Below are 20,894 nucleotides of genomic sequence, written 5' to 3' on the forward strand. Positions count from 1 at the left end.
ACTAGTGCCGATTCACAATTGTTTTTGCTGCCCATGTTTTTACTGATCATAACTAGGCCAATTGGCGTATAATGCATTTACTAACATCCCTGCAAGGTAGCAATTCCTATGTTGAAACAGAAACCCTCCGCACTACCCCTGCGCTATGCCATTATTCTTGGCGCTGTAGGTGGGCTTGGCGCTTTAATATTCGCGGTAGCTGGTGGCCTTGGCCAATCGGCTGTAACCGCACAAGATTTCGTAGATTTGCAAGAAGGTGGCAACCCGCACCTCGGTTTTCGCCGTGCTCATGCCAAAGGCTTTTGCATAGCCGGTGAGTTTGTGAGTAATGGTTCTTTACAGCCTTTTTCCACGGCTCCTATGTTTGCGGCAAGCTCTACGCCATTTGTGGGGCGCATCTCAATTGCGGGAAATAATCCAACCGCACCAGATTTGAATGCCCCTGTTCGCAGTTTAGCTCTAAGCTTGGGCGAAGGTGCAAACCGTTGGCAAACAGCTATGAACACGCCACCGGTTATGGCGGTAGTTACGCCAGAAGCATTTTATGAACAGCTACAGGCGTTATCACCCGACCCAGAAACCGGAGAGCGTAACCCTGAGCGCATCCGTGCCTTTTTTGCTGAACATCCAGAAACTCAAACTTTTCGCAATTGGCAAGCCGGCTACACGCCAAGCAACAGCTTTGCCACGGAAATTTATCACAGCATCAATGCTTTTTACCTCATTAACGAAAATGGTGAGCGGCAAGCCGTGCGTTGGGCAGCCATGCCTACGGTTAACAATGGCGAACCACTTAATTCCGATGATACCAATGCGTTGCAAAACGAATTCTTTAATCGCGTGGAATCGGCACCGGTAGCCTTTGATTTAACCTTCACCTTTGCCAGCGGAGCTGATGATGAAACCAACCCAACCGTGCTTTGGCCCTCCGAGCGCCGAAACATGATTGCGGGGCAAATTGTGGTTCAGAAAGCGGTGCCTGAAGGTGAGGGCAACTGTAATAACATTAACTTTGATCCTTTAATTTTACCCACTGGCATGGCGGCTACGGCCGACCCTATTCTCCGTGCCCGTTCAGCTGCGTATGCGGAATCTTATCGTCGCCGTGCACGCGAGCATTTACTTCAGCAAGCACCGGAGAATAACTAATGAGCCAGCCAACTACTTATGCACTTTCAGCTCGGGTGATGCATTGGGCCATGGCCCTTTTGTTACTTTCCATGATTTTCGCGGGCCTTGCCATGGTGCAAAGTTTACAGCCATGGCATTTAACGCTACTTGGTTTGCATAAATCCTTTGGCGTTATTGCGCTATTGGCCGTAATTGTTCGCCTTATTATTCGCCTGCGAAACGCTACCCCAGCCTTGCCTGATAGTATTCCAGCCATGCAAAAGCGCATTGCTCATGCTTCTCATTGGCTTTTATATGCGGCCATGTTTGCTATGCCACTGAGTGGTTATTTCATGCAGAATGCGGCGGGCCGGCCTGTTGCGGTGTTTGATTGGTTTACTTTACCAGCACTTTTGCCGGAAAGTTTGCCGTTGTATGGCTTCTTTCGTGAGATGCATGCACTTGTTGCTTGGGCACTAATTGCGCTACTGTTAATACATATTGCTGCGGCACTGCATCATGGGTTAGTAAAACGCGATGGTGTGCTGCAAAGCATGACAGGCCGAAAACAAAAACAACAATAACAAAGCCCCACTTTGATACCCACTTCGAATAGGTGGAAAACCAAGGTTGGGGCCCGAACGCTGGAGCACCCAACCTTGAAACTATTTAGCCGCACGCACAACCTAAAGAAGTCCGCTCATATTCGCTTACCGTTAGCTGCTCTATTAACCACAGCGTTGTTCACAGCCAACGCCTGTGCTACTACTAGCCAAGCTTTTAACGAAAGTGAGTACACACCAACTCAAGGCCGCGTGATTACTTCGGCCAATGAATTTTCGGTGTTGCAACACCGCGATCGAATTGCCCCTGAAAACGCCATGCTCAATGAGCGGCTAGAAACTCTGCTGCCAAGGTTAATGGCCGAGGCGGATTTAGATATGTGGTTAGTGATTAACCGTGAGTATGCTGAAGATCCGGTGTATTTCAGCTTGGTTCCGCAACCTACCTTCGCTGCACGCCGAACCACCATGCTGATTTTCAACAAACTTGAAGATGGCAGCGTTGAGCGCCTTTCAGTGAATACCTATCCGCTCGGTGGGCCCTATGAATCGGCATGGTCTGGTGGTGATCTTGATGAGCAATGGGCGGCTTTAGCCGAGCTTATTGTGGAGAAAAACCCAGAACGTATCGGTATTAACGTTTCCAAGCATTGGCCCGAGGCGGATGGTTTAACCCAAGGCATGCATAATCGCTTAGCCGAAGTATTACCAAGTAACCTGCAAAACCGTTTAGTGCCAGCCGAAGATTTAGTGGTGCGCTGGTTAGAAACCCGCACGCAAGCCGAGCTTGATGTATATGCCCATGCCGTTGGCCTTGCTCGCGGTGTAATTGCTGAAGCCTTTAGCGCTAAGGTAATCACCCCAGGTGCTACCACAACCGACGATGTGGCTTGGTATCTTCGCCATCGCTTTGAAGAATTGCAGCTACCGGTATGGTTTATGCCCTATGTAACCTTTCAACGCGAAGGCATTGAATGTGCCGCCGATGCACCGTTTTGCAGCACCAATACGGGCGTTATTCAACGGGGCGATGTTTTGCACACCGATGTGGGTATTTGCTATCTGAAAATGTGTACTGATACACAAGAAATGGCCTACGTTTTGAAAAACCACGAAAACGATGTGCCTGAAGGGTTAAAAAGTGCGCTTGCCACTGGCAACCGCTGGCAGGATATTTTAACCGGCTCATTTGTTACGGGGCGAAGCGGCAACGAAATTTTGGCAGCAACTCGCACTGAAAGCGAGCGCCAGGGTATTTTGAGTAGCACTTACACGCACCCTATCGGCTTTTTCGGCCATGCGCCGGGGCCAACGATTGGCATGTGGGATAACCAAGGCGAAACACCCGTAAACGGCGATTGGCCGTTGTACCCCAACACAGCCCATTCCATTGAGGGCAATATTAAGCAGGCTATTCCAGAATGGGATAATCAAACCGTACAAATTATGCTGGAACAAAGCAGTTACTTTGATGGCGAAAGGGTTTTGTATTTAGCCGGCCGCCAAACTCAGTGGCATTTGATTCGTTAAATAAAAATTTTATTCACCCCATCAGATTGACATACTATATTAGGTATATATACTTTTAGTCATGTGGACAATATTCGAGCATAAAAGATTAGATAAGCAGCTTTCTAAAGCGCCGATAGAAATTCAGAAGCGTTACGAAAAATGGAAGGATATTGTCCAAATCTCTGGTCCGTTTGGTCTGCGCGCGATCAGAGGATTTAATGACGAAGCACTTTCTGGAAATTGGAAAGGTTACCGGTCATCTCGCCTTAATCAACAATATCGAGTTATCTACTTAATAGAAAATGGCGAAATGTACGTCCAGGTGGTGGAAATAACACCGCACGATTATCGCAGGAGGTCTTAATGAAAGATTTTCAAAAAGCAAAAACACGTATGAATTTATCTAGCGGTGAATCGGTTAGAATCATGCGCGAACTACAAGAACTTAGCCAGAACGAGTTAGCAAAGCTTGCCAATATCCCTCAATCAACTATATCTGCCATTGAAAACGACAGGGTTAATTTGGGCGTAGAGCGAGCGAAATCACTTGCAAGAGCCTTGAAATGCCATCCAGCCGTACTCGTTTTTCCAGGCTGGGAAGTTGAGAATGGTAATTCTGTGGTTAATCAAGAAGCTGAAAGCGTGGCTTAGGTTCTCCATTTATCAAAACACTTTGCGTAAACATCCTATACGGGCGAACCCAAAGCAATTTCTCACCGTAGATAAGCAGTACGAGTTTTCAACCTTTTAAATGTAACAACACGTGCGCAGCAGGATATATGCGGTGCACGAAAAAAACAAAAAAAAAGGATTAGTTATGGATAAGCCCGTTATTGCCAATAATAAACCGGCAAAAGTAGAACTCTCTAAAGGCGAAACTTACTATTTTTGCACGTGTGGCCGCTCAAGCGACCAGCCGTTTTGTGATGGCTCCCACAAAAACACTGATTTCTCCCCGAAATCATTTAGCCCAGATGAAAGCGGCGATGCCTATCTTTGCCAGTGTAAGCATACGAAAAACCCGCCTTATTGCGATGGCAGCCACAAGCAATTCGATTCTGAGCAAGTGGGCGAAGAAGGCCCGGGTGTTGACGATAGTGTTGATGAAGCTGGCAGTAAAGATGAAATGCCCAAACCAGAAGCCACGAAAGAAGAGCCTGGGGTTGAGTTTATTCACGATTTAGCGAAAAACGGCCTCAAAAATATGGGCAGCCACGGCCCCATGGTCGCCATGGGTGTACCGCGCGATAAGTTGCCAAAGTGGGATGATATTCAGGTGATGGTGGCGCAAATGGCCACGAAACCGCTAATGGAAGATGTTGAAGTAGATAGCAAACTAATTATTGGCCCGGAAGCGAAAAAGCCGTTGCAGCTCGATATTCCGTTATTTGTTTCTGATATGAGCTTTGGTGCCATTTCGCTAGAGGCCAAGGTAGCTCTTGCCCGCGGTGCGCACAAAGCCGGCACCGGTATTTGTTCGGGCGAAGGCGGCATGCTGCCAGAAGAAAAAGATGAGAGCTCACGTTATTTTTATGAATTGGCCAGCGCGCAATTCGGCTTTCATGAAGAGCAACTGCGCGATATTCAGGCCTTTCATTTTAAAGGTGGCCAAGGTGCCAAAACGGGTACCGGTGGGCATTTACCTGGAAACAAGAATACCAAGCGAATTTCAGAAGTGCGGGGCATTCCGGAAGGCGAACCGGCCATTTCACCGCCTACCTTTAAAGATCTTTCCAGTGTGGCTGATTTTCGTGCCTTTGCCGATCGCGTTCGCGAAATTACCGGCGGTGTGCCTGTGGGCTTTAAACTGAGCGCTAATCACATTGAACGAGATGTGCAATTTGCCCTCGATGCGGGCGCTGATTACATTATTTTAGATGGCCGTGGTGGTGGCACCGGCGCTGCTCCAGCCATGTTCCGCGATCATATCAGCGTACCCACCATTCCTGCTTTAGCTCGTGCGCGGCGTTATCTGGATCAACAGGGTGCTAGCGGCCGGGTAACGCTCATTGTCACCGGCGGTTTACGCTTACCCATTGATTTTGTTAAAGCTATGGCGCTAGGCGCAGATGGCATTGCCGTTGCCAATAGTGCCATTCAGGCCATTGGTTGTGTGGGGGCCCGCATGTGCAACACCAACAACTGCCCTTCGGGTATTGCCACGCAGCGCGAAGATCTGCGCAAACGGTTAAATGTTGATGTGGCAGCTGAGCGTTTGAGTAATTATTTCAATGCCTCGAATGAGCTAATGAAGGTAATGGCTCGGGCCTGCGGCCATAATCGGTTGAGTGATTTTAATATCAACGATATTGGCACCTGGCAGCGCGAACTTGCGCTTTTAGCCGGCATTCCTTACACCGGTATTCCTATTGAAACGCTGAGCTAGCAAAGAGTGAATGGTTATTAAGCAAATGCCAGCAAGGTAAATGCTGAATAAAAAAATGGCAGCAAGGTAAAAAACCTGCTGCCATTTTTTCTGCACTCTAGGCAGTTAGCTGCGTGAGCGATTGCCCTTGTGATTTCGCCTGATACATTGCTTTATCGGCGGCCATCAGTAAATCATCACCTTTGGTAATATCCTCAACATGAATACCGATACTAAAAGCACATGATTGGATGGCCGTATTGGTTAGTTTGGTGAATTGTTTGCGCAAGCGTTCAGCCGCTTCCTCAGCAATTTTCACCGACCCATTCATAAATATCCAAAAGAATTCATCACCACCCATGCGCGCACAAATATCGCAGCTTCGGCTGGAAGCCCGCAGCGCTTTACCAAAGGTAGCAAGCACTTGATCGCCTACTGCATGGCCATGCTCATCGTTTAATGGTTTGAAGTTATCGAGATCAATGGCAAGCACGGTTACCAAGCCCGATTCCGCTTCTTTCAATTCAGCCCATCTTTCAGAAAAGCCGCGGCGGTTCAACAACCCAGTAAGCAAATCGGTATTTGCTTTTTGCGATAGCATTTGGGTTTCTCGCTTCACTTTACGTAAGCTTTTTTGCGCTTTTTCATATCGCTCTGCTAGTTCTGTAATCGTTTGCCATTGCTCAATGTGCAAACTCACGGCTTCGGCCAGTAACTTTAATTGATACTTTGCGTTTTCCGGTAAGTGATGCTGTTTCGAACTCGCGGCGCACAAACTACCCACTATTTTTTGAGTACTGCGCACAGGCAGCGCAATGAAGGTTTGCATGCCTAATTCAGCACCCGCACTTTTGGGAAACTCCGCAGGCACATTTTCAGATACAATAGCATCGCTATTAAACAATAACCGGCACATTGAATCCGACCAATTCACTTCTGAACCAGCCTGAATCTGAATATCACCATCGCCATCAACCCAAATTACCCGTTGAATTTGCTTCACTGGATCAATGTAAGTAATAAATGTGGTTTCTAGGCCAGAAATTTGCCCAGCCAGTTTTAACAACGGCTGTATCGAGTTGTTCACTTGTATCGAAAATTCAGAAACACTAACCGCTGATTCCATTGCTTCGGTATTCCTTTTGTGTGTTGTTAACAACGCTCTTGTTGCACTCAACGTATAATATGTACTCTAAGTATAGTACAACGGTTCACTTCCACATTTTTTTAGTAATTTATAAGATAGTAGCGATCCTTCTTGGCAAATTCCGGTAAAAGTATGGTACTCATATTTCGTAGATAACAATTAACAAGGAAAAGCTCGTGCTTCAACGCCTCACATATCCAAAAACATTATTTGCCAGCTTAATTTTCTGTTGCTTCAGCATGAGCGCAGCGAGCGCCGAAACCAAGAGCTTTGGAGATTTACTAGAGCGTTCAAGCGCCTCGCCTGATTCCATTATTCGCTATGGTGCTGCGGAACCTCAGTTTATCGAATTGTATTTAACACCAAGCAAAGCGCAAACTTTTGCTGGTGAAAAACCACCACTGGTTGCCTTTGTACACGGTGGCTGCTGGCTCAATAGTTTTAATATTAATCACACCCGCGGCTTAGCTTCTGGCTTGCGTAATGCTGGATTCTCCACCGCCTTAATTGAATACAGAAGGTTAGATGATGAAGGCGGCGGTTGGCCTAATACCTTAAGTGATATAGAGCGCGCGGTTAGCTCATTGGCGGCAAAATCAAATAGTGGTTACAACCCAGAAAACATCATCTTAATGGGGCACAGTGCCGGCGGCCATTTAGCCTTATTGGCGAGCCAGCCCGAGCGTGCTTTGCCAATTACAGCGGTAGTGGGTTTAGCTGCAATTACCGATATTGAGCGCTATGCCGAGGGCGAGAGTGGTTGTGAACAAGCGGCGGCGCGTTTTCTGGCCACCGCACCTGAGCAAACACAAACCATGAACCCTGTTAAGCAAAAGCGCCATGAAAACGTGACACTTTTCCTTGGTGGCGCCGATACCATCGTTGCTGCTGAGCAAGGCGAGCTGCCGAACGCCCAAGTAATTCACCTTGAGAATACTGGCCATTTCGATTTGGTGCACCCAGATACAGCCGCTTTTGCTCGGGTTTTAGAGGTGTTAGAGCAACTCAACACTACCCATTCACTAGCGCCCGCAGCGCCTTAGAAGCTTCACGCGGATTAAGCAGCTTCAAGCGGCCGATAACGAATAAACACAAGGAACACTCATGCCACGCTCATTGCAAACACCAACAGCCCACGAAAAAGATATTCACGACCCACTCGCTACCTTACGCACCAAGTTTCATATCCCTGCCGATACCATTTACTTTGATGGTAACTCGCTGGGTTTATTAAGCGAAACGGTGCAAACGCGTGTTGCTGATACCATGGCCGAACAATGGGGTAACGATGTGATTACCAGTTGGAATAAGCACAACTGGATTAACTTACCGCTCACCGTTGGCGATAAAATTGCGCGTTTAATTGGCGCTCCCGAGGGCACTACGCTGTGTTGTGATTCCACCTCTCTTAACCTGTTTAAGGTATTATGTGCGGCGTTGGATATTAATCACGGGCGCACAGAAGTGCTTTCTACCGAAGATAACTTTCCTACTGATTTATATATGGTTCAGGGGTTGCAGCAACTTTTAGGTGAACGCTGCACCCTGCGCTTAGTGCCGGAACAGGAATTGTTAGCCGCCATCAATGAAAATACCGCCGCCGTGTTAGCCACCGAAGTGAATTTCCGTACTGGCCGGAAATTGCCGCTTGCTGAACTCAGCGCCAAAGCGAAAGCACAAGGCGCGCTCACCATCGTTGATTTAGCGCACAGTGCCGGCGCCTTTCCGGTTGCGCTATTGCAACACGATATCGATTTTGCCATTGGCTGCACCTACAAGTATTTAAACGCAGGCCCGGGTGCGCCAGCGTTCTTGTATGTGGCGCCGAAACACTTGGAATCAAGCCGCAAACCCATGCAGCCCTTATTTGGCTGGCTTGGCCACGCCGAACCTTTCGCCTTTTCAGTGGATTACGCGCCAGCAAAAGGCATTCGCCAATTTCTCACCGGCACGCCGCCCATATTGGCATTAGCCGCGGTTGATGCAGCATTAGATATTTTTGCAGATATCGATATGGCTGATATTCGTAAAAAATCGATTGGTTTAAGTGAATATTGGTTGGCTTGTATGGCCGATGAGGGTTTGCTTGAAATTATGCCAAGTATTTCACCAGATAAAGCTGAAGAGCGCGGCAGCCAACTAGCCTTTGAGCACGAGCATGCTTATGCCATCTGCCAAGCGCTCATCGCCGAGGGCATCATTGCCGATTTCCGTGCCCCGAACTATCTGCGTATCGGCTTCTCAGCTTTATACAACACCTATGGCGAAGTGCAGCAGGCGGTGAGTTCACTTGCTACTATCATGCATGAGCGCCGTTATGAAAACGAGGCCTTTCAGCAGCGTAATACCGTTACCTAGAATAAGTTAAGCAACGTGGGCTAAACAACGTGGGTTAAACAATGTGCACTAAACAATGTGCGCTAAGCCCGAATACAAAAAAGCCGCGCTAGTGCGCGGCTTTCTCAATTTTACAGATGGTTAATCGTCGTTATCGTCGTCATCAGTTTCAAGTTCGGCTTCTAAAACCATAATGTAGCTGTTATCTCGCCACACACCTTCAACTTCAATCACGCTGCCAACGCTCAGTGCCGCGATGAACTCTTCAACCGTTACTTCTTGATCATTAATCTCAAGGTCGCTTTGGTCGTTGAATCGCAATTCATTACCCACAACAAACACTGAGTTGCCTTCGATAGCTTCAACACTACCTTCGAATTCTACTCTGCCAAGGTTGTCATCGTTACCATCACTCGGCATTTCAATTTCTACTTCTTTTGCAACTAACACACCTGATTCATACTCACCTTCAACTTCAACGAGTACAACATTTTCCTCGTCTATCAAGGTTAAGAATTCCTCTAAGGTAATGCGGTCTTCTTCGGTGTCAAAGTGCGTTCCTTCAGTGAAGGTTACTGCAACACCCGCTACAAACATGCCAGTTTCAGTAACATCACGAGCAACGCCTTTCACTTCACCTTCAAAGTCGTCTTCATCAATGCGTTCAACCTTCAATGCAATGAACTCACCGGCGTCGTTTGTGGCTGCAGCCACTTCAAGCCAATCATTCACTTGTATTTTATCGAAGTTGAACTGGCGATCATCAAGCTCAGAATCATCTTCATAACGCGTGTTCTGATTTACCGTAAACACCAAACCATTTACCGTAAAGCTTCGTGCATCAGTATTTATATCGGTTACTTGCCCTTCGGTTTTGGTATCCGATTTCTGTGCCTTAAACTCAACTTCTTCGGCAACTAGCTGGCCATCTACATATTCGCCCTCTACTTTAACAATAACGCCATTGGCTAAGGTTTCAATGGTGCCATCATCAAACTCAGTTGCATCGTTCACCACTACCGTGAAGCGATTCAGCCGGAAGGTACCTGCTTCTGCATCGTAATCTCTCACAATGCCCGCAGCTTTTACCTCATCAATATCGGCATCGATATCGTTATCGTTTTTATTTTCAATACTCTCTGCCACAAGCGTTTGGGTATCGCCATCAAAATCAGTGCCTTCTACTTTTACAAAGAAGCCATCGATAAGATCACTTGCGCTCATATCATCAAACAAGGCCGTATTGTAATCAATGGTTAAACCATTAATAACAAAGGTACCCGCTTCCGTATCAAGTGAGGCAACTTCGCCTCTAACCTTAATTTCTTGATCATCTTCTAATTCGATCAGCGTTGCGTAAAAATCACCATCCTGATCTTGATAACCACTTACTTCAATAAAATCATTTACCGAGAGCATATCGATATTAGTGTCATCAAATTTGGTCAGATCGTCATACACGATGCGCTGGCCAAGCACGGTAATTACCTGGGTGCTTTTGTCAATAAAACTAATTGGCCCCTGCAAATGCTCTTCATATGAAATTTCAGATGCTTCAGGGTCTTCACCATCGTCGGAGCTTGAAGCCGAAACTTTTACAACCATGCCCACTTTAAGCTGGGCCTCATCGGCAGCAGGAACACCCGCAATTGAAATGACCGCATTCTCAGAACGATAGCGTTGGCCGTTTACATAAACGCTGCCAAAACCAGTAATAACACCTTCCGATATCACCGTTGTTGTAGCTACAGGATCACCGCCGCCACCACCACTCCCAGTATCAGGATTTGGGGTTGATGTTTCACTTGATGAGCCACCACCACAAGCACTCAAGGCTGCAGCTAAAGCGAGCGTAATAAGGGGTTTTACATAACGCATACGATACTACCTCGTGTTAAATCAGTTAATCTGTAACCATGCAGGGGAAATTACTATACTTCGCGTAGATATTCTAAATCGAAGAATAAATCAGCTCATTAGGAAAATCTAATATTAATCTTCTCTTAACATGATATTTACAGAATGTAATACGCCTACACAAACAAACCGGGGCTTCATTTATTCATCATCGGTACGAGCATGCACCTCGAACACACCTTCCATGGTTTCATGAACTGTTAGCTCAATGGGTTGGCAGCAGATTTGGCAATCTACAATTTGCGCCTGGCCAACATCGTTGGCAGCATCGATTTCCAATGCGTTCGGCGCCATGCAATACGGGCAAGAAAATTCAGATTCATAACTTAAACTCATGATACAACTCCGCTGTTTTATTCGTATGTAACTATAGCAGGCATTAAAGCCACGGTAGTTTCTGGGAATTTTTTAATGCTCCTGTGGTCTTTACGTTAATCCATAAAATGAGGCGCACACATGAGTAGTAAAAATTTATTGAACCAGTTGTTGCAATCGGGAAGCCAGTTTTTAGGAAACTCGGGAGGTTCAGGCCAAACTGCAAGCCCCGAGCCGAAAAAAGCCGGTGGCTTTATGAATAGTTTTGGCGGTGGTGCCGTTACTGGTGGCGCTCTAGGTTTACTTCTTGGTAGTAAGAAAGGCCGAAAAATCGGCGGCTCAGCACTTAAGTATGGTGGTATTGCCGCATTAGGTGTTGTTGCTTACAAGGCCTATAACAATTACCAGCAAAATAACCGATCGGCACCACAAAATACCCCACAAACCATTGATCGTGTGCCAGAGCCGGAAGTTGAAATTCATAGCCAAGCGATTTTAAGTGCCATTATTGCTGCAGCAAAAGCCGATGGCCACATCGATCAACGGGAACAACAGCTGATTGATGATGAGTTAGCCAAACTTAATAATGATCAGGCAGCACAAAACTGGTTTCACGCCGAACTAGGTAAACCTCTTGATCCTGCCGAAGTAGCGAAAGCCGCTTCTACACCAGAAATCGCTGCCGAAATGTACCTTGCCAGCGTATTTGTGGTTGATCAACAAAACTTCATGGAGCGTAGTTACTTGCAAGAATTAGCGCGGCAATTGAATTTGCCGGAAAACCTCAAGCAAGAATTGGATACACAAGCGCAAGCTGCAATTGGTTCAGCTCAGTAGTAAACCACTGAAATTTGGCAACGATGCGTGTTGATTTAACACAAGAGAGCACGCTCAAAAATACGGAACATTTAACATGTATCAACGAAAGCTCATCGTTGCCTTTAGTGTTTTTCTACTACTCGCCATTGCGGAAGCAATTGCCGTGTATTGGGCCTTCCAAACAACCGCTTATCACACTGAACGCAGCCGCGCGGCACAGCAAATGCTCACCCACATGGTGCAGTTCCGTGCCGAAGCGAAACGCCTACAAATATGGCTAGCCAATTCCATTATTGCCAATCATGATGAAACCTACCCGCAAGATGAATTGTTCGAACGAATGAGTGTTCAGCTCAGAGAAATAGAACAACTCAACGAGAATGTTTTTCTGAACTCACGCTACGATTCTGATACTGCATTTGCACTACGAGTAAATGAAAAATCGGAAAATCTACGTGAGAAAATTTCAGCGTTAAAAGAAACACTACAAGAACGCGAAGCCACATCGATGCAAACCGATAGCGAGCGCTGGCAAACGTTGGTGGCGCTCGTAGATGAATATGCAGGCTTTGATATTTCCAGTTTGGTGAGCGAATCTATTAATTTGCACACGGAAAAAAGCGTTGAAGCTGAACAAGATGCTAAAGCTATAAATAACCTGCTTGATTTGAATTTGATTTTGTTTTCAGTGATTAGCTTGTTGCTGTTTTTCGGCCTCAGTTGGTATTTAACTCGCCATTTTAGCGCCTCGGTAAAACAGCTAACCGAGGGCACCGAACGCATTGAAGCCGGAAATTTTGATCAACCCATTCCAGAACAAGGCTCACGAGAATTTGCCCAATTAGCTCAAAGTTTCAATAAAATGGCGAATAGCTTATTGCACCTACTTCGCGAACAAAAAACACTGCAAAACGCCACAGAAGATAAAGTTATTGAGCGCACAGCTCAACTGCAACACGTGGTAAATCAGCTGCATGAAGCTGAAGAGCGGCAAAAAGGTTTTATTAGTGAAATCACACACGAATTAAGAACACCCACTACAATTATTTTGGGTGAATCAGAACTTGCCCTTCGCGGCGGCCAAAGCACTGAGAACCGAGCTAGTTTTGAACGCATTCTCGATTGCTGCCACACCCTACGCTCGCGCATTGATGATTTAATAATGCTCAGTAAGGGCCAGCACGCCTTAGTTTCGGTAACTTTACAGCAAACGTCGGTTGCCGCTGTTTACCAACAACTCGTTGCGCAAGTTTTATTACAAACCGCGCATCATCAGGTAAGCCTTGATTACGCCAGGCAAGCACCACCGCCACCTGCTCATCTTCACAACACTTTTTTACTGGTGGATAATGCTAAACTCGATCTTGCGTTTCGCATTCTTATCGAAAATGCCATTCAATATCAGGAAAATGATTTATACCTGGGCTTGCGGTGTGAATGGCAGAACACGGCGGTGAAGTTGCAAGTTATCGATCGTGGTATTGGCTTAAATGAAGCCGATAAAACCTGTTTATTTACTCGCCATCAGCGGGGAGCCAAAGCCATGGAACTTCGCCCGAATGGGTTGGGGCTTGGTTTGTGTATTGCCAAAAGCATTATTGATGCCCACGATGGTACATTAACGTTAGAGGCCAACGAGCCGCGTGGCGTTATTGCACAAATTAGCCTACCGTTGTTTGATAACGAGAGTAGTGAAACGTGAAAATTTTAATCGTTGAAGACGACCAAAAGTTAGCAGATTTTCTAACGCGTGGCCTTGCTTCGGAGGGTTATGCTACCGATACCGTGAGCAGCATTCACGATGCCTTGAGTTATGTGCGGGCGGTGAAGCCCGAATTCGTGATTCTCGATCGCCTCCTAGAAGATGGTGATGGCTTGCAAGTGTGCAAAGGCATTCGCCACTTACGAATACCTTGTAAGATATTAATGCTATCAGCCCTTTCTGATGTAGATGATAGGGTTCAGGGGCTGCGCAGCGGCGCTGATGATTATCTTGGTAAGCCTTTTCATCTTGAAGAGCTTTTAGCCCGAATTTCGGCCCTTACACAACGCCACCACGCAACCTATACCGCTAACGAACTGCAAGTAGGCGACCTTTTATTGGATCTGGATCGGCTCGAATTGAAGCGAGGCGATACGCTAATTGAGTTAACCGCCAAAGAATTGAAAATAATTGAAATGCTCATGCGTAATCCGGGCCGAGTAATGAGCCGGGAGCGGATTTTGAATCATGTGTGGGGAATTCTTGAAGATCCAGCCACCAATATAGTGGATGTTTACATGGCGCGGTTGCGCCGAAAAATTGATGATGAATTTGCTGTGAAACTATTAAAAACAAGGCGTGGTTTGGGCTACGTACTCGATATGAAAGCGGCGGAATAACCGCCGCTCCTGTAATTACTCGCTGTAAGGTAAAGAAGAGTGATGCAGCACAATGCGCAGTGTACCTTGCTCGTCTTTCTTAAACGCCCAGGTTTTATCCACCGTAGTGGTATCACCGGCTGAATCGGTAAGTATCACATGCCCCATGGTTAAGGCTAAATCACCGTTAATGTAAACCGCGGCGTTTTCAAAATCATAGGTTTCCCAAGGTTTTAAAGCAAAGCCGCCATCGCCATAGTAATCGTTTCCACCCACAAAATACGATAATGCACCTTCTTGGGTTACGCGGAAGGTTTTTTCACCTGAGGCCAGCGTAGGTTTAAACAATACCGGGCCATGGCTATAACCGTATGCTTGATCCAATACTTGATTCGCCAAGGCAGAGGCACTTTCGTGGCCATTTGCGGCATAATCTTTGCTAATTTGTATCAATGCTGCGCCCCAAGCTTTTTGCGCCGCCTCAACTTCACTTTCGGTGATGTTGTTGTTCTGCACCGGCGTTGCGGCAATCGCTGCGGAACTGAGTGCCGCCATAAAACCCATCGATATCAATGTTGCTCGCTTCATCTCATTGCTCCTTAAAAGCTTTGTTACTTGATAAGGGCTATAGCATATCGGTAGGGGAGAAAAGCAACGTGCGAGTTACATTAAAATAAAATGAACAGCGCATTAAGTTTTTTAGGTATTAGGTTGTTAAGGTATTAGGTTTTTAAGGTATTAAGCTCCGTTCAGCAGAAAATGTGATTCGAAAAAGCACAAAGCTTGCACAATCGCTGATTAGGCCATAAAGTTTGCAAAACGCCCAACAAATAAAAAGAGAATGCGGCGCGCGCATGGATATTATTACCATTATTATTCTAACGGGGATTACCAATCTCACGTTTGCCTTGTATAGCTGGCAGCAGGTACGTAACCCTGAATCGCATCTGGCCTGTAAAGATTGGGCGCAAGCACACGGTGTTAAGGCGGTTTCATTCTTTATTTATGCCATCGCCCTATATACGTTTTCCGATGATTTACGCTGGTTTGCCAATATTCTCATTCTCCTCGGCTGCTGGGCCGAAGCTCGCGCATACAACAAACTTGCCGATGCCGGCATAAAGCTATTTCACCTTGTGCTTGGTTTCATGCTTGCGAGTGCTATTTTCTCTTATATGCACTTCAACAGCGCACCCGGCCCCAACAACACCATGATTGTTACCGCCTCATACTTAATTGCGGTATCTTTTCTGGTGAATGTTTTCGCGCTTTACAAACTCACACGGCAGCATTCAGGAAGCGTGTTCCCAAAAGTATTGCTGATTGTAAATGTGTTTATCATGATGCTTTGCCTAATTCGCGGCACACTAGCGATTGAGAACCCCGATTACATCATTACCCAAGCGCTCTTTAGTAACCAACTGTTTATGTTTGCTACCTTTATCAGTGCTTTGGGGAATGGCATCGGCTTTATTGGCTTCTTAAAAGAACGTTCCGATGAAAAGCTGCAAATGCGCGCCAATGTTGATTATTTAACCGGCATTCACAATCGCCAACACTTTGAGTTGCTCACGAAAGAAAAGCTGGTTGCTCGCGAGCCATTCACACTCTATTTCATGGACATTGATAAGTTTAAATCAGTGAACGACCGTTTCGGCCATTCCACCGGTGATTTAGTTTTGCGTGAGTTTTCAAAAGCGCTATTACAGATAGAAAACCGGTTTAATGGCGTTGCCGGCCGTTTAGGCGGCGAAGAGTTTGGCCTAGTGCTGCCGGAGCAAACGCCGATCAGCCACGAGCGAATACTTGCAGAACTGCGCAGCGAAATTGCCGCCCAAGGTGAGCAATACATCGGCGAACCCATGAGCTTCAGCTGCGGCGCATGCAGTTCCCGCGATGCCGGCACCGTTCACGACATCATGCGCAAAGCCGATGTATTGTTATATAAAGCAAAAGACGCACTTTATGCTGGTGAAATATAAGCAGCTCCTCCGACGAGCGAGATTCAGTGGGCGCCTCACCTATTCGGTGCGGCGCCCACTGAAGAAGCTATTTTTTATCTTCAAAGTTACAGGCATCGGGAGCTGATTGTGGTTCTGGCCGGTGCGTAAGGTGCTTCGGCGCCACTAGCCACTCTTTCCCTTTCAGCATGCCTTCCCAATATAGCCACGGCAGTAGTTTTTCTTTTAAAAACCAAGCTAATCGTGAAGGGCGCTTACCATTTACTAGCCAACCGGGGAACGTAGGTTGCAATTTGCCACCGTAACCGAACTCCGCTAACACAATTTTGCCGCGCTCAACCGTTAACGGGCAAGAACCGTAGCCCTCGTAGAGCGCCATAGCCGGTGCGCCTCGTAGGCTAGCTAATACGTTTTCGGCCACCACAGGGGCTTGGCTGCGCACAGCGGCAGCAGTTTTTGCATTCGGTGCATTCGATACATCACCTACAGCGTAAATGTTACCGAAATGCTTATGTTGTAGCGTTTCTGGGCTTACATCTACCCAGCCAGCGGCATCGGCCAACGGGCTTTTAGCTATTACATCGGGCGCACATTGAGGCGGGCAAACGTGCAGCATATCAAACGATTTAGTGATTTCAGTTTCGTTTCCCTGCTCATCAATCGCTGAAAAAATCGCTTTCTTGTTGGGGCCATCAACTGATTTAAGCGTGTGCTTGAACTGCAATTGAATACCGTAATCATCCACATATTCCATAAGTGCAGGAACATAATCCGCCACCCCAAAAAGGGCCGCACCCGAAGTACAAAACTCAACGTCCATCTGTGCCAAATGGCCACTTCGCTTCCATTCATCACAAGAGAGGTACATGGCCTTTTGCGGTGCACCTGCGCATTTAATAGGCATCGGTGGTTGAGTAAAAATAGCCTTGCCTTTGCGTAAAGATTGCACCAGTTTCCAAGTGTAAGGGGCCAAATCAAAGCGATAATTAGAAGTAACACCATTTTGCCCAAGCGTTTCTCTGAGGCCCGGAATGGCATCCCAATCAAGCTTCAAGCCTGTGGCCACCACCAAACTTTGATAGGCAAGTTCATCGCCATTCTCTAAAACAATACGCTGATCTTTCGGGTTAAATTCGCTCACAGCGGTTTGATACCAGGCGATTTTGCTTGGCATCACATCTTTCATCGCCCGCTGCGTTTGTTCGCGTTTGAATACGCCACCACCTACCAAGGTCCAGCCGGGCTGATAATAATGCGAACTCGCCGGCTCAACGATAGCGATGTCTAGATCAGGCTGGCGTTTCAGTAAGCTACTCGCTACCGATTGGCCACCCGCGCCACCTCCTACAATCACCACCGTATGGCGTTTTGCTGAACGCGATGTTGTTGCTTCCGATTTACTCTCGGCAAAACGTTGCTGCATGCGTTCATGCTGCCCCGATAAATCATAACCCACAGCTTTGGTGGCCTCGAGCAGCGCTTCCGGCGTGATATGCGCAGATTCAGCTAGCGCCCACAATGTACTCGAACGATTTCCAGTGCGGCAGTAAGCCAAAATCGGCCCGCGGTTACCCGCCATGAGTTCGGCAAATTCTGAAATATCCGTATCGCTTATCTGGCCGGGCGTAATCGGCAAATAATGAAAAGCTAAACCATTTTTTTCTGCTGCATGCCTGATTGCATCAGCATTCACCTGATCATCACTTTCGTTATCCGGGCGATTACAAAAAATAGTTTTAAAACCTTTCGATGCCAAAACACCCACATCTTCAACCGTAATTTGTGGTGAAACACTAATCAGCGGAGTTAGTTGACGAATATCCATTAGCAAAACCTTATATTTCGATTCATTCTAAGCATATAACCACAATTCGGTATCTGTTGCAATTCCAACAGGAAAGAAATTTTGGGTGTTTGCTGCGCTTGAAGTATGATGATTTAGCAACCAGAATCGTGAACCGCAAAATTCATTTACTAGCGATTGCAAGGCGGGGAAGTGTTAAAACCCAAGATCATTGTTCCTCAGCGTTTTTTTCATGAGCAGCTCATTGTGCCGGGTGAGGAATTTGGCGTGCTTTGCTGGAACACGCAAAAGCTCACGCAAACGTTGAAATTTCAGTTGGCGCTTTCACGCGTGCTGGAACAATTTCCGAGCTTGTTTTTGTTGCTGCAAGAAGCCAAATTCGCCTCAAATAATGATTGGTATCTACCCCAGTGGTCGTATGCCCTTGCGCCGAATATGCAAACCAACCGTTCAACCTATGGCGTTATAACCGCCAGCCAATATGCATTTACCGAAGCGCAGCCACTTCTTTCACGCCATCGAGAAGGTATGTTCGCTACCCATAAAAGCTATATGCTCTCGTATCATCCACTTTCAGATGATAAATCGCTGTTAATTGTGAATGTTCACGCTATTAACTTTGTGCGCACCAACCATTTTTTACGCGAACTTGAGCTATTGAAAGCCGAACTTCTGCATCATGAAGGGCCGCTTATCGTTGCTGGTGATTTTAACGTATGGAACCGCCAGCGGCGTTTACACCTACTTAAATTTTGCCGCAGTGTAGGCTTACGCCAAGCCAACATGTTTGATGCCCAGCACATCAAAACCTATCGCCAAAACCCTCTCGATTTCATTTTCTATCGCGATTTAGGATTGAAAGAGGCAACGGCCATCGACACCACAAGTGTATCCGACCACAACCCAATTTATGCGCGATTTGTGCTGTGAATTATTAAACGGCTGTAACGATGTGAGGGCGCCACTTTGGCTCATCAGCTATAGTTAGGTTCTCTAAATGAACGATTAAGGAACAAAAATGCAAAAGCTCTTACTACTGGTGCTAATTAGCTTAAGTTTATCAATGCCTGCGTTGGCGCAATCTACAGCCGATTTCAAGCAGCTCGAACCAACGCTTAAACGCTTTTTAGAGGGCGCTAGCGCCAACGATGCAGAAATACACGACGCCTTCTGGCACGCTGATCTCACTTACACCAGCTCGAGCGGCACCCGATTTGGTAAACAGCAACTGATGGAAGGTGTTTTTAGCGCCGGCCCCGCCGAACAGATTGAAGGTTTTTGGCAAAGTTATAGCGCCGAAAACTTCAGCTATAAAGCCTTTGGTGATTTGGTAGTGATTAATTTCGTTCTCGTATCAGAAACCGAAAGCAATGCCGGCTACGGCCGAGAAGAGTTCTACAACAGCGGCGTTATGCTATGGCAAGATAACCGCTGGCAGGCTATTAATTGGCATGCCACGCGGCGGCAGGAGTAGCCTAGCGGCTACTTCGTGTTCTGTATAGTACAATCTCGTTGAGGGTTTCTGTGGCATTTCACTCAAACTATTGATTCGTGCCATACAAAACCGTTATTGCTCTTTTGCTCACAATTAAGGGCTTAGCGTATACGGTTTCATTTAGGCGTCGATTAAATCCACACTCGCTTCGCCGATGTCAATCCAATCGCTGCCCACCTCGATCGATACTGCATTTTCTAAGTGCCAAATATCTATCTGAATACTTGCGCCTGAGGGTTCACAGTCTTCGTTTATCTCGCCTTCTGTTTTTTCTCTCGCCAGCTTTAAATAACGTTTGGTGGTTTCCTCGCTCAATACAATATGTAGTCGCTGCGCCATTGGCTTTCTCCTTGGTGTTTTCTAATTGCACTCCATTCTACGCAACGCCACGACAAGATGTGTCGCGGTTCTCAACCTAAGTGTTCATTTGTTAGAATATCAACCTAAAATTAATGATGGAAAAACGTTTATGGCTCAGCTCGGTAGGAACGACCCATGCTCTTGTGGCAGCGGCAAAAAATTCAAAAAGTGCTGCATGAACAGCGTTGGCAAACAAACCAACGAAATTCGTGATGCGCTCGAGCAAACGCTTGCGATGAATCCGAATTTGTCCATCGATGAGATAAATTTAGTGGCCGAGCGCATGATGCATGACCGAAATAATAAGCCCATCGACGACTTCTGTGGCATTTCACCCAACCTAATGCAGAACTAGCTTTATATGCCGTTCGATGCGCTGGAGGGGATAAAAATAAATACCCCCACAGACTTCAGCGCCAGCCCCGTAATGCGGTACTTGGAACTGATCATTAGCGCGGCCATGGAAAACGATGGCAAATTTAAAGCGACATCGAAAGGGAATTTACCCACCTTTATTGTGAAAAAAGCCACCGAGCTTTGGGCCGAATTGCCTACCTCCGATTACCCCACGCATATCAGTATCAGTGAATTCGCGGGTGCAAACGAAGACAAGTTCAACGCCCTGCACTACACTCGAATTATCGCAGAGTTAGCAGGCATTATTTACCGCCGTGGAGGCTACTTCCATGTGAAAAAAGACGCGCAAAAGCAGTTCTTAAAACATGGGATAGGCGCCTTTTTTGTGCCCATGCTGGAAGTTACAGTGAATCGCTACAACTGAGCGTACTTCGATAGCTACGGTGAACACATAAACATACGCCTATTTTG

Annotated in this window: 23 protein-coding genes; 16 read left to right on the top strand and 7 right to left on the bottom strand. The window is 46.6% G+C overall.

The window, feature by feature from the left end:
- Positions 1–108: 108 nt before the first annotated feature.
- The 5 genes from CWE08_RS07230 (at position 109) to CWE08_RS07250 (ending at position 3,836) form a co-directional block, all read left to right on the top strand.
- Positions 109–1,149, top strand: a complete 1,041-nt coding sequence (locus CWE08_RS07230; RefSeq protein ID WP_126767139.1) for a catalase family peroxidase — start codon at positions 109–111, stop codon at positions 1,147–1,149.
- Positions 1,149–1,694 (top strand): cytochrome b, encoded by a 546-nt coding sequence (locus CWE08_RS07235; RefSeq protein ID WP_126767140.1) that lies wholly within the window; start codon positions 1,149–1,151, stop codon positions 1,692–1,694. The genes CWE08_RS07230 and CWE08_RS07235 overlap by 1 nt, the downstream gene beginning before the upstream one ends.
- 75 nt (positions 1,695–1,769) lie before the next feature.
- Complete coding sequence (locus tag CWE08_RS07240) at positions 1,770–3,203, top strand: M24 family metallopeptidase (protein ID WP_241973854.1); 1,434 nt, start codon at positions 1,770–1,772, stop codon at positions 3,201–3,203.
- A 61-nt stretch (positions 3,204–3,264) separates the two neighbouring features.
- Positions 3,265–3,549: a type II toxin-antitoxin system RelE/ParE family toxin gene (locus CWE08_RS07245; RefSeq protein ID WP_126767142.1), complete on the top strand. Its 285-nt coding sequence runs from the start codon at positions 3,265–3,267 to the stop codon at positions 3,547–3,549.
- Positions 3,549–3,836: a helix-turn-helix transcriptional regulator gene (locus CWE08_RS07250; protein ID WP_126767143.1), complete on the top strand. Its 288-nt coding sequence runs from the start codon at positions 3,549–3,551 to the stop codon at positions 3,834–3,836. Before CWE08_RS07245 ends, CWE08_RS07250 begins: the two co-directional genes overlap by 1 nt.
- On the opposite strand, the gene CWE08_RS12460 is transcribed toward CWE08_RS07250, so the two are convergent.
- Positions 3,808–3,870 carry a hypothetical protein gene (locus tag CWE08_RS12460; RefSeq protein WP_420837081.1) on the bottom strand — a complete coding sequence of 21 codons (63 nt, stop codon included), beginning with the start codon at positions 3,868–3,870 and terminating at the stop codon, positions 3,808–3,810. The two genes, CWE08_RS07250 and CWE08_RS12460, sit on opposite strands and share 29 nt — an antisense overlap.
- Before the next feature lie 132 nt (positions 3,871–4,002).
- On the opposite strand from CWE08_RS12460, the gene CWE08_RS07260 reads away from it, so the two are divergent.
- Positions 4,003–5,571, top strand: a complete 1,569-nt coding sequence (locus CWE08_RS07260) for a glutamate synthase-related protein (protein WP_126767145.1) — start codon at positions 4,003–4,005, stop codon at positions 5,569–5,571.
- 97 nt (positions 5,572–5,668) lie between these two features.
- Here the strand turns inward: CWE08_RS07260 and CWE08_RS07265 are convergent, their stop codons facing one another.
- Entirely contained in the window at positions 5,669–6,676 is a 1,008-nt protein-coding gene (locus CWE08_RS07265; protein WP_126767146.1) for a sensor domain-containing diguanylate cyclase, read from the bottom strand.
- A 260-nt stretch (positions 6,677–6,936) separates the two neighbouring features.
- On the opposite strand from CWE08_RS07265, the gene CWE08_RS07270 reads away from it, so the two are divergent.
- A complete protein-coding gene (locus CWE08_RS07270) occupies positions 6,937–7,740 on the top strand; it encodes an alpha/beta hydrolase family protein (RefSeq protein WP_126767148.1) in 804 nt (267 codons plus the stop codon).
- Positions 7,741–7,801: 61 nt separating this feature from the next.
- A complete protein-coding gene (gene kynU, locus CWE08_RS07275) occupies positions 7,802–9,055 on the top strand; it encodes a kynureninase (protein WP_126767150.1) in 1,254 nt (417 codons plus the stop codon).
- A 120-nt stretch (positions 9,056–9,175) separates the two neighbouring features.
- On the opposite strand, the gene CWE08_RS07280 is transcribed toward kynU, so the two are convergent.
- Complete coding sequence (locus CWE08_RS07280) at positions 9,176–10,912, bottom strand: DUF5666 domain-containing protein (RefSeq protein WP_126767151.1); 1,737 nt, start codon at positions 10,910–10,912, stop codon at positions 9,176–9,178.
- A gap of 180 nt (positions 10,913–11,092) precedes the next feature.
- Complete coding sequence (locus tag CWE08_RS07285; RefSeq protein ID WP_126767153.1) at positions 11,093–11,287, bottom strand: zinc ribbon domain-containing protein; 195 nt, start codon at positions 11,285–11,287, stop codon at positions 11,093–11,095.
- A 120-nt stretch (positions 11,288–11,407) separates the two neighbouring features.
- On the opposite strand from CWE08_RS07285, the gene CWE08_RS07290 reads away from it, so the two are divergent.
- From CWE08_RS07290 to CWE08_RS07300, 3 genes are all read left to right on the top strand, one after another.
- Complete coding sequence (locus CWE08_RS07290) at positions 11,408–12,103, top strand: tellurite resistance TerB family protein (RefSeq protein ID WP_126767154.1); 696 nt, start codon at positions 11,408–11,410, stop codon at positions 12,101–12,103.
- 76 nt (positions 12,104–12,179) lie between these two features.
- Positions 12,180–13,787: a sensor histidine kinase gene (locus tag CWE08_RS07295; RefSeq protein ID WP_126767156.1), complete on the top strand. Its 1,608-nt coding sequence runs from the start codon at positions 12,180–12,182 to the stop codon at positions 13,785–13,787.
- Positions 13,784–14,467 (top strand): response regulator transcription factor, encoded by a 684-nt coding sequence (locus tag CWE08_RS07300; protein ID WP_126767157.1) that lies wholly within the window; start codon positions 13,784–13,786, stop codon positions 14,465–14,467. The genes CWE08_RS07295 and CWE08_RS07300 overlap by 4 nt, the downstream gene beginning before the upstream one ends.
- 15 nt (positions 14,468–14,482) lie before the next feature.
- Here the strand turns inward: CWE08_RS07300 and CWE08_RS07305 are convergent, their stop codons facing one another.
- Complete coding sequence (locus CWE08_RS07305) at positions 14,483–15,034, bottom strand: phosphoribosyl-AMP cyclohydrolase (RefSeq protein WP_126767159.1); 552 nt, start codon at positions 15,032–15,034, stop codon at positions 14,483–14,485.
- 266 nt (positions 15,035–15,300) lie between these two features.
- On the opposite strand from CWE08_RS07305, the gene CWE08_RS07310 reads away from it, so the two are divergent.
- Positions 15,301–16,428 carry a GGDEF domain-containing protein gene (locus CWE08_RS07310; RefSeq protein WP_126767160.1) on the top strand — a complete coding sequence of 376 codons (1,128 nt, stop codon included), beginning with the start codon at positions 15,301–15,303 and terminating at the stop codon, positions 16,426–16,428.
- A 67-nt stretch (positions 16,429–16,495) separates the two neighbouring features.
- Here the strand turns inward: CWE08_RS07310 and CWE08_RS07315 are convergent, their stop codons facing one another.
- Positions 16,496–18,232, bottom strand: coding sequence for a bifunctional protein tyrosine phosphatase family protein/NAD(P)/FAD-dependent oxidoreductase (locus CWE08_RS07315; RefSeq protein WP_126767162.1), 1,737 nt, complete (start codon positions 18,230–18,232; stop codon positions 16,496–16,498).
- Between the two features lie 171 nt (positions 18,233–18,403).
- Between CWE08_RS07315 and CWE08_RS07320 the strand changes: the two genes are divergently transcribed.
- Together CWE08_RS07320 and CWE08_RS07325 are read left to right on the top strand one after the other, a co-directional pair.
- Complete coding sequence (locus tag CWE08_RS07320) at positions 18,404–19,141, top strand: endonuclease/exonuclease/phosphatase family protein (RefSeq protein ID WP_241973855.1); 738 nt, start codon at positions 18,404–18,406, stop codon at positions 19,139–19,141.
- A gap of 88 nt (positions 19,142–19,229) precedes the next feature.
- The gene (locus tag CWE08_RS07325) at positions 19,230–19,685 is read left to right on the top strand and encodes a nuclear transport factor 2 family protein (protein WP_126767164.1); all 456 of its coding nucleotides are present in this window, start codon (positions 19,230–19,232) and stop codon (positions 19,683–19,685) included.
- 141 nt (positions 19,686–19,826) lie between these two features.
- Here CWE08_RS07325 and CWE08_RS07330 read toward each other — a convergent pair whose 3' ends face one another.
- The gene (locus CWE08_RS07330; protein WP_126767165.1) at positions 19,827–20,045 is read right to left on the bottom strand and encodes a hypothetical protein; all 219 of its coding nucleotides are present in this window, start codon (positions 20,043–20,045) and stop codon (positions 19,827–19,829) included.
- Positions 20,046–20,175: 130 nt separating this feature from the next.
- Between CWE08_RS07330 and CWE08_RS12300 the strand changes: the two genes are divergently transcribed.
- Together CWE08_RS12300 and CWE08_RS12305 are read left to right on the top strand one after the other, a co-directional pair.
- Complete coding sequence (locus tag CWE08_RS12300; protein WP_275540783.1) at positions 20,176–20,421, top strand: SEC-C metal-binding domain-containing protein; 246 nt, start codon at positions 20,176–20,178, stop codon at positions 20,419–20,421.
- 6 nt (positions 20,422–20,427) lie between these two features.
- A complete protein-coding gene (locus CWE08_RS12305) occupies positions 20,428–20,847 on the top strand; it encodes a hypothetical protein (RefSeq protein WP_241973856.1) in 420 nt (139 codons plus the stop codon).
- The last annotated feature ends 47 nt before the right edge of the window (positions 20,848–20,894 follow it).

This window comes from Aliidiomarina iranensis (genome assembly GCF_003987135.1).
Taxonomy (GTDB): Bacteria; Pseudomonadota; Gammaproteobacteria; order Enterobacterales; family Alteromonadaceae; genus Aliidiomarina; species Aliidiomarina iranensis.

Coding starts and splice junctions, on each gene's coding strand:
- CWE08_RS07305 (WP_126767159.1), bottom strand. CDS start 15,034: ATGAAGCGAGCAACATTGATATCGATGGGTTTTATGGCGGCACTCAGT.
- CWE08_RS07290 (WP_126767154.1), top strand. CDS start 11,408: ATGAGTAGTAAAAATTTATTGAACCAGTTGTTGCAATCGGGAAGCCAG.
- CWE08_RS07230 (WP_126767139.1), top strand. CDS start 109: ATGTTGAAACAGAAACCCTCCGCACTACCCCTGCGCTATGCCATTATT.
- CWE08_RS07315 (WP_126767162.1), bottom strand. CDS start 18,232: ATGGATATTCGTCAACTAACTCCGCTGATTAGTGTTTCACCACAAATT.
- CWE08_RS07325 (WP_126767164.1), top strand. CDS start 19,230: ATGCAAAAGCTCTTACTACTGGTGCTAATTAGCTTAAGTTTATCAATG.
- CWE08_RS07265 (WP_126767146.1), bottom strand. CDS start 6,676: ATGGAATCAGCGGTTAGTGTTTCTGAATTTTCGATACAAGTGAACAAC.
- CWE08_RS07285 (WP_126767153.1), bottom strand. CDS start 11,287: ATGAGTTTAAGTTATGAATCTGAATTTTCTTGCCCGTATTGCATGGCG.
- CWE08_RS07310 (WP_126767160.1), top strand. CDS start 15,301: ATGGATATTATTACCATTATTATTCTAACGGGGATTACCAATCTCACG.
- CWE08_RS07295 (WP_126767156.1), top strand. CDS start 12,180: ATGTATCAACGAAAGCTCATCGTTGCCTTTAGTGTTTTTCTACTACTC.
- CWE08_RS07280 (WP_126767151.1), bottom strand. CDS start 10,912: ATGCGTTATGTAAAACCCCTTATTACGCTCGCTTTAGCTGCAGCCTTG.
- kynU (WP_126767150.1), top strand. CDS start 7,802: ATGCCACGCTCATTGCAAACACCAACAGCCCACGAAAAAGATATTCAC.
- CWE08_RS12305 (WP_241973856.1), top strand. CDS start 20,428: ATGCCGTTCGATGCGCTGGAGGGGATAAAAATAAATACCCCCACAGAC.
- CWE08_RS07270 (WP_126767148.1), top strand. CDS start 6,937: ATGAGCGCAGCGAGCGCCGAAACCAAGAGCTTTGGAGATTTACTAGAG.
- CWE08_RS07235 (WP_126767140.1), top strand. CDS start 1,149: ATGAGCCAGCCAACTACTTATGCACTTTCAGCTCGGGTGATGCATTGG.
- CWE08_RS07330 (WP_126767165.1), bottom strand. CDS start 20,045: ATGGCGCAGCGACTACATATTGTATTGAGCGAGGAAACCACCAAACGT.
- CWE08_RS12300 (WP_275540783.1), top strand. CDS start 20,176: ATGGCTCAGCTCGGTAGGAACGACCCATGCTCTTGTGGCAGCGGCAAA.
- CWE08_RS07250 (WP_126767143.1), top strand. CDS start 3,549: ATGAAAGATTTTCAAAAAGCAAAAACACGTATGAATTTATCTAGCGGT.
- CWE08_RS07245 (WP_126767142.1), top strand. CDS start 3,265: ATGTGGACAATATTCGAGCATAAAAGATTAGATAAGCAGCTTTCTAAA.
- CWE08_RS07260 (WP_126767145.1), top strand. CDS start 4,003: ATGGATAAGCCCGTTATTGCCAATAATAAACCGGCAAAAGTAGAACTC.